Source organism: Gordonia jinhuaensis (assembly GCF_014639795.1).
Taxonomy (GTDB): Bacteria; Actinomycetota; Actinomycetes; order Mycobacteriales; family Mycobacteriaceae; genus Gordonia_B; species Gordonia_B jinhuaensis.
The window spans coordinates 1-10,195 of sequence record NZ_BMGC01000061.1; the positions used below are offsets into that span (position 1 = coordinate 1).

Here is a 10,195-nt window from a genome sequence, read left to right on the forward strand (position 1 = left end):
TCACGGCGCTCGTCATCGGTCAGAACAATATCCACTGCTCGCGGACCCCGGGTTGCCATTCCCCAGTCTATCAACCGAATGACAATTAATGACTCAGGACACTAGTGCGCCGATGACGTTGTCGGACCTGTTCCGCACCGTAGCAGCGGCGCAGGACCAGCCGAGCTTGACCTGCTCGTCCTCAGTACCAAGCCACTGTCGCGAGCTTCCGTCAACAGCCGGGTCAGACCGCGAGGACCGGTGATCGAGTACCTCGTCAGCGGCTGTGGGCCCGGCCGCAGCATCGGATCGACCAGTTCCGGACGTGCCGAAATGTGAAGACGCCCAGGCATTGTCAGAACGAGTTGGCGGCCGATGGTTCCCGCGGTCGGCCACGCGCGCGACGTCAGTTCCTGGCTGTCTGACCGCCCGAAGGCAGAACTGATCAGGGTGATCTGACCGCCGGCGAAGTTCGCGAACCACGCGATACCGCCGCGACTACGTAAGTACAGGTCTTGCACGAATGGCTGTGCCGCGGTAACGAGGCCATGCTGCTGCGCCGATCGCAGGCCTTGGTTCATCAAGCGTTGCCCGGACCAGTAGCCCTCCGGTTGATGTTGCAGCATCCCGCGTTCGACCAGATCGTTCGCGATCCGCCGGACGGTTGGTTTCGGGATTCCGGTGCGACTGGTCAGCATTGCCAGCGTCAGTGGCGCAACGGCGTCGGACACGGCATCGAGAATCGCGATCGTCCGCCCGACAACGGTCTTGTCATCGCTCATGTCGCACCCCCAGCCGAAGCATCGCACTCGCTCCGCGATGACACCGGCGAAACCACCCCCGGCAGCGCCATCGAATCGTGTGCGACTCCTGTCCAGGCTGGCACAGAATCCATCGGCGGACAAGAGGTTAAAGTCGCAGGTGGAGGCGCGCTCACGTCGGGATTCCGATATCGAAGTCGCCGGTCCCATCCGAGCACACAATCCCGTGGAAGCCGACAGTGTTCTCGCCGGGCATGAGATCGAGACTGATGGTTCCTGTGAAGCCGATCGTGGAGCGGGATGCCGACAGAACAGGTTGGTCATAGCAGATGGTGACCGTGAACGCGGTGCGCGTCCAGGTGCGCTGGCGCAACGGGGCGGTGTCGAAGTAGGTGTTGCAGATGTAGCGACGGCAGCGCGAGATTCGCCAACTTATCATAGGTTCGAGAACTGCCAGGTCGACGCCATGAATGTTGTCGATGCGGAATCGCGGCTCCACGGTGGCTCGCGTCCACGGCGAATAATGTTGCGCCGCTTCTATTTCCATCCTTGCGGGGATGGCGTATGCGCACCCCAGTTGGCCCGCGTAGTCCTGAGCCCACGTACGGACGCCGCGGTCGACGACGGTGTAGTTCGTTTTACCCAACCGTGCCGCTCCGCTCGATGCCTTCACGAGAGCTCCGTAGTCCCGATCTCGCCGCCCCGTTCGATCGTCGCCGCCGCTTCGGCGTCGATCTACGCATTCGTGTCACTCAGTGACACGGGACAGGTGACGTGCACGAAGTTGCGATCGATTCTGGAGTACGTCGGCACGGTCGCCGGCTACCCGGAAGATCGGACAAGACCATGAATCGCATCTGGCGCACTGCACCTTTCATCCTCGCAGGCGCGACGGCGCTCGCGCTCGTTTGTCCCGGTGTGGCGGCAGCCGCCACGATGACCGCGAACATCAAGGGCGGCGCGACAATCACCGCAGACGTCTTCGGTGCGCGACGGGGAGAAGTGTGCGGACTGTTTCTCAATGACGCCCACGCGAAAGGGCAAGTCGGCAACGGCCAGATGGTCAGCTCCACCGGAACCGCGCACCTGGACTCGGGACCGATCGGAGACGGTCGCCACGACGTCATCGTCAGATGCTCCACCGACGAGCAGATCGCGCAAACCGTCTTCACCGGCCCACTGGCCGACGTCTACCAATTCCTCTTCAACAGCGGAAGCAGCGTGCTCACTCCTCCGACGACTTGAGAACGTGTCGAGAACACCACGGCACCACCAAATAGACGGTCCAGCAAATGCGCCGACCGACCCGAAACAGAGGCAAGTTCAGAACACAGGAAGCGAGGTCATCGAGATGACGAACGATCTTGTCGTGGAGGAAAACACCACGCTCACAGTGTCCGATGAACCATCACCGGAAATCGAACCCTACGTCCAGCGAATCAACATTCAGACGGTCGGAGATTTGGCGGTGTCGGGACTCATTCGTGAATCGTCGCTCGACACCGTGCTGGCCGCCGGGAAGAAGGTGACCTCTCAGGCACTACAGAGGGTGTCGATTACACGACCGACACAATTCGTAACGGGTACGAAGAAGCTTGATCTCGGCCGATTCACGGCTTTTCTAATCGACACACCGGCGGTCAATCCCATCGAGCGGCAAATCTTCTGGAATGCCTTCCGCGGGCTCGACCCCAACCTGAAGATCGATCGAACCGTCAAGGTGAAGATTCCTTCGTACATCAACCTGCTTCTGGCCGACTGCACGATCAAACCCGGAGGAGTGCTCAAGTTCGTGGGGAAGGGGAAAGCAACTCACGTGCGGCAACCTTCTGATTCACCACACAGGGCGCATCGTCGCACCGTCGGGATTGCGAATTGTTGCTCATTCCATCCAAGGCGAACAGTAGAAGAGAGGCAGTGATGATCAACATTGATGCTCGCGGGAACGACGGTCCCGGCGGACCACGCGGCTTCGACGGCACCTCAGGGCCTGCCGGGGTTACCGGCATCGATGCCGTCGAAGGGTTCTGGGACGATGACTCACCAACGTGCGGTAGCGACGGTGGGCGCGGTAGCGACGGCGGATGGGGGGTGGCCGGCGGCGGGGGTGCACGGGGAGGTGCCGTCACGATCGAAGTCGACGAATATCGCGGTGGTATCGAAATTTCGGTCCGAGGCGGAAATGGCGGCCGCGGCGGCGATGGCGGAACAGGTGGCACGGGTGGTCACGGCGGCGACGGTGGCTGGGGCAGTGATTGCGAAGCGAACGCACACGGCGGGAAGGGCGGCGACGGTGGCAACGGCGGTCGCGGCGGCGACGGTGGGCCAGGAGGTGCGGGAGGCTCGCTGACCTTCTTCTATAAGAGAGACCTCACCGGCGGGAACCCACCCGTCTGGGATCTGACCGGGGGCTTCGGCGGAACAGGCGGCGATGGTGGCGCTGGTGGCGCGGCCGGACCCAACGGGTTGACCGGTCGCGGGAAATCGTCCGACTACGGACACTCGGAGTACAACCCGGGGACTCCACCGCCGCCCGGGGCCAACGGTGGACCGGGAGCTCCTGGGCTAACCGGAATACCGGGGACCTCCGGGGGCGCACCTGAGTATCGCCTGGTGTCTGACTGATCCGACGTGGCTGCGTTCCCATCGATGCCAGCACCCGGACGTAATCACGACAACCAGCACGTCGTCCGCCGTCAGCAAGAACTTCCTAACGTGGCGTCGCGGTGGCCCCCATTCGACCACACCTCGAGGCGATGTCGTTGCGCATCTGGAGGGTCGCGCACGCGCGGTCGGCGACGTGTCAAACCGGACACCCCGTCGGAGCGATCGCGGTTCGGTAGTCACAGTAGGGCCGTTGACACTGCGGCTCCTACTCGTTTCGCGAAATCGTTGAACCCGTTGGTCTTGCTGATGCCACGGCATTCGACGGTGATTCCCGCAATTCTTTCCTTGCCGACAGTGACTGTCTCGAACGTTTCGCAGGTCCCGACCGGCAAGGCGGGGCCGGTGTGCGCCGGCCGCGGGTACAACAGCGCCGCCCGTGTCGTACCTGTTGCGCGCAAGAACGCGAGTGTCTCATAGACGTCTCCGTTGTCCACAGATTCGTTGCGGCCCAGGTGTGTTCGATACTTGGCGTCGACAACACCTGTCGGAACGCCATTGGCGGTCACGACAACGTCGGGATAGACCCGAAAATCGGTGGAGTGTCTGGACCCGAGAACGTAAACGGGGCTTCCTTGCATATTCGCACCGCCCAGGCCTGTTCTTAGCGCGGTCTCGCACAGCGTCTGCCAGGTCGGCCATGTGCGCATGACATAGCCGGGGGCGAGTAGGTGTTCGGCCTTGTACGTGAGGCCGAACCCGTTGAGCACTTGCACGGAGAGGTCGTACAAGGTCTGCCAGCTGCGTTGTCGCGCAGGGAGTTTCCGAGATGACGCCCGTGCGATGGACCTCTGTGGTGCCAGGGATTGAATGAGCCTCGATAACTGCTGTCTGGTTTCGCCGTCCGCTACTTCGGTGAGTAGAGCACCGGCAGCGGATGCGATGACAGCATTGGGATCGTTGTCACGCGCCAGAACCGTAACCGTCTGAGTGAACCCGTCGGGTTCGGGCAATACGAGACTGATCGGGTCGACGTCGCCGTCGTAGGCGAATCTCTCGACCTGGCGGCGGCGGTAGGTGCGCAATGGCCGACGGTGCAGCTCCCAGTACATCTGCACCATGGTTCGCGCTACCAGGGTCGCGAGATCACCGCGTTCACCGTTACCTGCCCGGATCTGTTCTGCGGGAAGGATTCGCCCCGTTTGGCTGAGCAATGCCAGCACGAAGAAGTCGTCTTGCCAGCTGGGGTCTTCCTCGTCGAGGAACTTGGGGACGATCTGGAGCTCAAGTACATCCGTCAACCGGACGATTCCGGCGATGCCCTCCACACGCACGCCGCCATGGGTCGTGACCGCGATGGGATTCTGCTTGAGTCGTAGCGTCGAGCCGAGGCGGTCGGATGATCGCATGAGTTCTTCACGAAACCGCTCTTCGGTGATCGCGTTCGACCGCGCCCCGAAGGTGGTCCGTTCCTCACGCAGCGATATGCGGTCGGTGCTCGACGGAATCGGCTGAACGTCGCCCGCCGCCTCGGTCATGTGGTGCTAATGGACCGAAGCACGCCATAGAGCTCCGCATCGGACAAGTCGTCGGGCGCATCGAACTGCACGACCGGTTGGCCGGCGAACGTGCTCTCCGTCAGCTTGTACGGACTTCCCGCAGCGTTTGCGGACAGGACTGCGGCTATACCTCGTGTGTCGCCGAAAAATACCTCTTCGACGTGTTGGCGGACGCTGGACCAGCCGATGCGTAGGTAGTCAGCGGACTCACTCAGCCCGGTCGGCGGCGCACCGTTCATCAGCGTTCCGTGGCCGATCTGGTACGCATCGCCTCGTCCGAGGGTCAAGCGCTGATTCACCATCTCCCACGCTGTTACGGCGGCCTCGTAATAGTCGCTCGCACTAGCCGGAGCAGCGGGCAAAGGCGACGCACCCGAGCCAAGGCTGAAATGGCTCCGGAGCGTTTGTCCGGATGGCTTCAGCTTGAATGGCGCGAACCTCCTGAGGAACGCGACATCCATTGCTTCGACAGAGGTGTCGGCCTGGTTCATTGCGCCGAGGACATACAGGTGCGCCGGAAGCGCGTAGTCGACGACATTGCCGTTGTCGTCCAGCAGCTCGAACGTCTGGGTTTCTTGTGTCGGTTTGCCGTCGGTGTCGAGTCGTTTGTCGGATTCCAGGGCGACGAGGCTTGGTCCGAAAGCCGCGACGGCGGGACCGCGGTTGATTTCGTCGACGATCATCAGCGCAGCGCCGTCGTCAGTCAGGGCGTGCTCGGCAGCACGATAGAGGGTGCCCCGAGACACCATAAACTGAACGCTCTTGGTGTCCGCGTTCCCGGCACCGACGACTGGTAGGACGCCGCGTAGTACGTCTCGCATCTTGGTGCTCTGATCGAATACTGTGTTGAAGACTTGCCGATCCGCCCTTGCCGGACTGGGTAGCCACAGTGCTTGCGTCACCGCGTCAGCGGGCAAAGGTATGCGCCGTTCGGGCACATAGGCAGGACCGGGCGACCACTCGAAGGCACGCCGAATTTCGGACAACAGACGAGTTTTGCCAGTCGCAGGCGGACCACTGATCAGTGCGTTATGGCTGTCGCGCAGAAGTGACAGCACAGCTTCGGCGTCGTGAGACAGCGCCGGTGGCTCAGTCGACGCCATGGCAGAAATGCTTGTTGGTCGTGTAGTCGATATATCCCTGCACCGAACGCTTCTTCCGGTTCGGATCGTCGAGGCATTCCAGGATGGGCTTGGCAACTTGTGGCCGCCACTGGCCACTCCGAAGATCGTCCTCGTAGGCGTAGAACGCGTTCACATGATCGTTTTCGTCCTGAATTAGCAAGAGGAACACGCGGCCGAGTCCAGTCGCCGGCAACGAGAGGGCGTCGTGGACTCTGGCCAGTCGGCCTTCACGATTCCGGGCGTCTGTGGGCGGTTCCCAGTGAAGATCGACCGTGACTTCCGATGCGGAGGCACTGTCGGCGCGGTAGGTAACCCGGCCAACGCGAATCTCCACATCAGTCGGCACACCGCCACGCCGGCGAGTCTCGGTCTTCACACCGGGAAGCATCTGTTCGATCACGGCGTCGAACTCGCCGTACGGCAAACGGAGGTCACGTGCGCCGCCTCCGTTTGGTGCGTCATTCGACTCGGCCCGCAACTTCCGCAAGTCCGCCGCCGTGACTTCCTTGTACAGAATTCTCTTCACGCCGACCTTGGCGGTACCGGACACGTCGATTCCCCTCCCTGTTCGAATCCACTCGACTTCTGCCAAACCATCCAGATGTGCCCCCGCAGTCTGGCGTCCGACAGCCTAGCAGTCGACTGGGTCAATCTGGTGGCACCTCGCGGCATTCGCCCGAGAATCCGCAGCGCGGCATTCAATATGCGGCGGCGAGGGCGCAATGTCTGGATTCTCGCCGCGCTCTGTCCTACTACGCGTAGTCTGCTGGCACGTAGGCGACGGCACCCAACTCCTGTGCAGCCTCGGCCCGCGCGTGCCAGCTACCTTCCCCGCCGTGTGACCGGCGGGAAGCGCGTGCGAGGAGTAGATCGCGGGTGACTGTCGAGCGTGACTCGCCGGGAAGCGGTGGCTGCCCGCGGTCCAGGAGCGGAAAATCGTCCATGACAAGTTCCAAGTCATCGACGCTCAGCCCGAAGAACTCGGCGACGATGCAGTCGATCGCCGCGCGCCGTTCGGCGATCTGCTGGCCGGTCAATGTGGCCTGTTGCTCAGCATCGGTAAGGATGCGTGCGTTGTCGATCAAGGATCGCGTCTGAGGGTCTTCCGCATCCATTCTCGGCAGTGGGACCGATGCCAGCAGAAAGTAGTTCATCGAGGTTGTCACGATGCGGCGGACCAGCCAGTCCACAGGCAGGCTGTTCGCGACAGCGACCCAGAGGTATGCCGAATCATCGGGACTGAGCCCCGTGAACCTCATCGTGAGGGTGGGTACCTTGTTTCCGCACACAACATCCGGTGGTACGACGGACGCGAGGAGTGTCCGTTCGTTCGTCTGCCCGGTCACGTCGCAGAATCCTGCACGTAGCTCAGCGCATCTGGTGCGAATGCCCTTCCTGAGTTTGTCCGCAGCGATCGTGAACTGGGGCGAGATGCGACCTCTCCCGAGCGGTAGTGGCTCCCACGTCGCCGCGCGCCCTGTGCCGTTCGCGTAGGCCTTTGCCCGCGCCCGGAACTGGTGCAGCATCCGTCCTTCCAACACCGGCAATCCGCCCGCATCGCCGGTGTCGAACTTTGCACGGTCGTTGGTCATGTCGACCTCACGTGAGTACGTGTGAGTCCACGCCCCGTCCTGGAGCGTCACGCCAGCCGCAGACATGCGCTGAAACAGCTTCCATCCGTCTACTCCACGAACCTCGGGAATGGTGAGATCGGGGCGCATACGCCTGAGACTCGAGCGCCCCAGGAAGACGCTGTCGGTCTCGCTGACAGACTTGGCATCGCCGACCCCGTAGGCGAGGCGAATCGGAGTCTTTTTCACACCGGGTTCGATGCTGGCGTGCACGGTGAGGAACTTGAACCTGGTATCGATCGCAAAGTATCGCGCACGATTGTCATGCACCGTGAAGGCGAGGTTGGCTGCTTCATCGATCAGAAACTCTCGGAGCGCCTGCGTCCCTTGGGATCTGATCAATCCTGCCGGCACGAGAAGCGCCAATTGGCCACCCGGTCCCACCAGTCGAGCCGACAGGTCTAGGAAGAGCTTGTACAGGTCAGATTCACCGGTGCCCTGTCTCGTGGCGGCGAAGGAAACACTGTCCAAGTACCGGACCATCTCGGCCCGCTCTTTCGCGTACTCGTCGGGCAGCGAGTCGTAACCGGCCCCGTAATGTCTTGCCACACCAGTTGCCACGAGCGCGTCGTGCCTCGTTACCTTCAACTTGTCCCACGGCGGGTTCGCAATGACGGCCCCGAAACCTTCCGGGGCGATGCGCGTCCAGTCCTCGGCTGGTCGCAACAGGCTGTCGCCAACGAGAAGTCTCTCGTCGAGTCGTCGCAAGGGACCGATATCGTCGTCGTCGGTGAGCGCACTGGTCAATGTCAAGCGGGTGGCGCGAATTGCGGTAGGCGACAGGTCCGCGGCGCAAGCCGACTCCGCAACGAAACGTCTTGCCTCCGAGCTACTTTCACGACCGAGAGCAACGGCCAATGCACCGATGAGCATTCCAGATCCGGTTGCGGGATCGATCACATGACCGCACGTCCTCGCACTGGAGACGAGCTTCGAGGCCAGATGGTCCGCTAGCCGAAAATCGGTGTAGTACGCGCCCGTTCGCCGTTGTGAGCTCTTGTCGAGGGTTGGATGCGCAAGTGCTGCCAGGGCAAGCGGTATCGGTATTCCCAAGGGGGCCAACATGCCAAGCAGTTTGTCGCCCCACAACGTTGCAGTCTCTGTCGTGAGATTGCGTTCTGCCGGAAATGTCTCACGGTAACTGCCCAGCCCGCACCCGTTGGCTCTAACGGCGGCTGCCTCCAATACGTCCAACCGCATGGTCGGATGCCGTGACGGCGCAGCTTGCTCGAGGAGCGCGTGAGCCGGCTGGAGCAGTGCCCGCTCGAATGATCGCGCGGGACTCATGCCAACGACTCCACGAGCGTAGACGCCTTCTCCAGTTCGAAGATGTATTCGCTCACCGCACCACTGCCGGCGTTGGCGACGCGGTTCGGACGATAGCGGCCGATCGGCCCCAGTTCGTGCACGGTCAGCTTCCCGATCGCGCAGAGAGCGAACTCGATACTCGGTCTGTCGACGTGTCCTTCGGAGCTGTAGGACAGCAGAACACGCTTGGCTGGAGTCTTCTGCATCAAGTCGGTAATTGCTCGGAGCGCACGTGTGCGATAGCAGAAATCCGACGCAAGATGCTTCCAGGGGCGCAGGCCGGTGATGCCACCGACTTCTGGTTCGTCACCGTGGGCGATCGTCTCCAGAAGGTGGTAGTACGCCGCGTACTGCCGCTTCGTATACGGCGGGTCATAATAGACGACGTCATCGGTCGCGATCGGTACCTCCGAGACGTCCCCGACGTGCAGCTCAACAGGGGTGTTCCCCGGGCGTAGACGCCTCGGGGCCAACTCAAGTTCGTGGAGAGCCTGCGGAGACCAGTCCCGCAAGAAGCACCCATAGGTGCCCGCGATGTTCGCCACCCGGTTCGCAGCAACCATCAGGTCAGCGATCAGCAACTGATTCTCCGTGTCGCTGATCAGCTCAGCTTCGTGCCACAGGCGAATGTTGCTGCGGACCGCGTCGAGACGTCGCCCGTTTGGAACGCTGAAATATCGGCGCTCTACACCAGAGTGTCCGATGGACGCTGGCGTGTACTCGCGATGGATGAAACCGTCAATTCCGTCGAGCTGATTTAGGGTACTGACTGCGTTCGCATAGCCACCGAGGGCCTCGAACCTGGCGTCCGCCTCACCGATCAGTCGCGCGGCCGCCATAGTTGCCGAACTGAGAAGGTGGTCATTGAGCCTGACCGACCACCCGTTTGCGGCAACGGATTCAGCGACGGGCCCGGTTCCGCAAAACCCATCCACGAACGATGCATTCGGTACGGGGTCTCCGACGATACGAGCGATCTTCTCAGCCACGCGAACCTTCGAGCCGATGTATCGGACCCCCATCGCCGGACCTCCTGTACACCGCCGCTCGATCTTGCCAAGCGTGAGCCTATCAAGGGCCACGGACAATTTTGTCCGAAGCAGTGACGATCTGGACAAAATTGTGAGGAATGATCAAGACCTGTGGATCTGGGAGGGCGTGCCTTCCCGCAAATATGATCCCGGTAGTCACTTGATCAAGTCAGCGTTGCAGCGCTGGCGGAAAGGCAC

General features: G+C 62.0%; 9 protein-coding genes. 2 read left to right on the forward strand and 7 right to left on the reverse strand.

All coding sequences use genetic code 11. From position 1 onward, the window contains the following. Window positions 1-101: 101 nt before the first annotated feature. Both IEW22_RS19070 and IEW22_RS19075 read right to left on the reverse strand, forming a co-directional pair. Window positions 102-761, reverse strand: coding sequence for a helix-turn-helix domain-containing protein (locus IEW22_RS19070; RefSeq protein ID WP_188588866.1), 660 nt, complete (start codon window positions 759-761; stop codon window positions 102-104). 151 nt (window positions 762-912) lie between these two features. Beyond that, on the reverse strand, window positions 913-1,413 hold the full coding sequence (locus IEW22_RS19075) for a hypothetical protein (protein ID WP_188588869.1): 501 nt from the start codon (window positions 1,411-1,413) through the stop codon (window positions 913-915). 173 nt (window positions 1,414-1,586) lie between these two features. Between IEW22_RS19075 and IEW22_RS19080 the strand changes: the two genes are divergently transcribed. Then, on the forward strand, window positions 1,587-1,985 hold the full coding sequence (locus IEW22_RS19080) for a hypothetical protein (protein ID WP_188588870.1): 399 nt from the start codon (window positions 1,587-1,589) through the stop codon (window positions 1,983-1,985). A gap of 106 nt (window positions 1,986-2,091) precedes the next feature. After that, the gene (locus tag IEW22_RS19085; RefSeq protein WP_188588871.1) at window positions 2,092-2,661 is read left to right on the forward strand and encodes a hypothetical protein; all 570 of its coding nucleotides are present in this window, start codon (window positions 2,092-2,094) and stop codon (window positions 2,659-2,661) included. Between the two features lie 922 nt (window positions 2,662-3,583). On the opposite strand, the gene IEW22_RS19090 is transcribed toward IEW22_RS19085, so the two are convergent. From IEW22_RS19090 to IEW22_RS19110, 5 genes are all read right to left on the reverse strand, one after another. Continuing rightward, window positions 3,584-4,882 (reverse strand): 5-methylcytosine restriction system specificity protein McrC, encoded by a 1,299-nt coding sequence (locus tag IEW22_RS19090; protein WP_188588873.1) that lies wholly within the window; start codon window positions 4,880-4,882, stop codon window positions 3,584-3,586. After that, entirely contained in the window at window positions 4,879-6,006 is a 1,128-nt protein-coding gene (locus tag IEW22_RS19095) for a 5-methylcytosine-specific restriction endonuclease subunit McrB (protein WP_188588875.1), read from the reverse strand. The genes IEW22_RS19090 and IEW22_RS19095 overlap by 4 nt, the downstream gene beginning before the upstream one ends. After that, the gene (locus IEW22_RS19100; protein WP_188588877.1) at window positions 5,993-6,577 is read right to left on the reverse strand and encodes a hypothetical protein; all 585 of its coding nucleotides are present in this window, start codon (window positions 6,575-6,577) and stop codon (window positions 5,993-5,995) included. The genes IEW22_RS19095 and IEW22_RS19100 overlap by 14 nt, the downstream gene beginning before the upstream one ends. Window positions 6,578-6,779: 202 nt before the next feature. Next, window positions 6,780-8,558: an Eco57I restriction-modification methylase domain-containing protein gene (locus tag IEW22_RS19105; protein ID WP_188588879.1), complete on the reverse strand. Its 1,779-nt coding sequence runs from the start codon at window positions 8,556-8,558 to the stop codon at window positions 6,780-6,782. A 383-nt stretch (window positions 8,559-8,941) separates the two neighbouring features. Beyond that, window positions 8,942-9,988 carry a DNA adenine methylase gene (locus tag IEW22_RS19110; RefSeq protein WP_188588881.1) on the reverse strand — a complete coding sequence of 349 codons (1,047 nt, stop codon included), beginning with the start codon at window positions 9,986-9,988 and terminating at the stop codon, window positions 8,942-8,944. Window positions 9,989-10,195 lie beyond the last annotated feature (207 nt).

What these genes read in the sequence shown, in the direction of transcription:
- IEW22_RS19070 (WP_188588866.1), bottom strand. Translation starts at nt 761, where the DNA reads ATGAGCGATGACAAGACCGTTGTCGGGCGGACGATCGCGATTCTCGAT.
- IEW22_RS19080 (WP_188588870.1), top strand. Translation starts at nt 1,587, where the DNA reads ATGAATCGCATCTGGCGCACTGCACCTTTCATCCTCGCAGGCGCGACG.
- IEW22_RS19085 (WP_188588871.1), top strand. Translation starts at nt 2,092, where the DNA reads ATGACGAACGATCTTGTCGTGGAGGAAAACACCACGCTCACAGTGTCC.
- IEW22_RS19090 (WP_188588873.1), bottom strand. Translation starts at nt 4,882, where the DNA reads ATGACCGAGGCGGCGGGCGACGTTCAGCCGATTCCGTCGAGCACCGAC.
- IEW22_RS19095 (WP_188588875.1), bottom strand. Translation starts at nt 6,006, where the DNA reads ATGGCGTCGACTGAGCCACCGGCGCTGTCTCACGACGCCGAAGCTGTG.
- IEW22_RS19110 (WP_188588881.1), bottom strand. Translation starts at nt 9,988, where the DNA reads ATGGGGGTCCGATACATCGGCTCGAAGGTTCGCGTGGCTGAGAAGATC.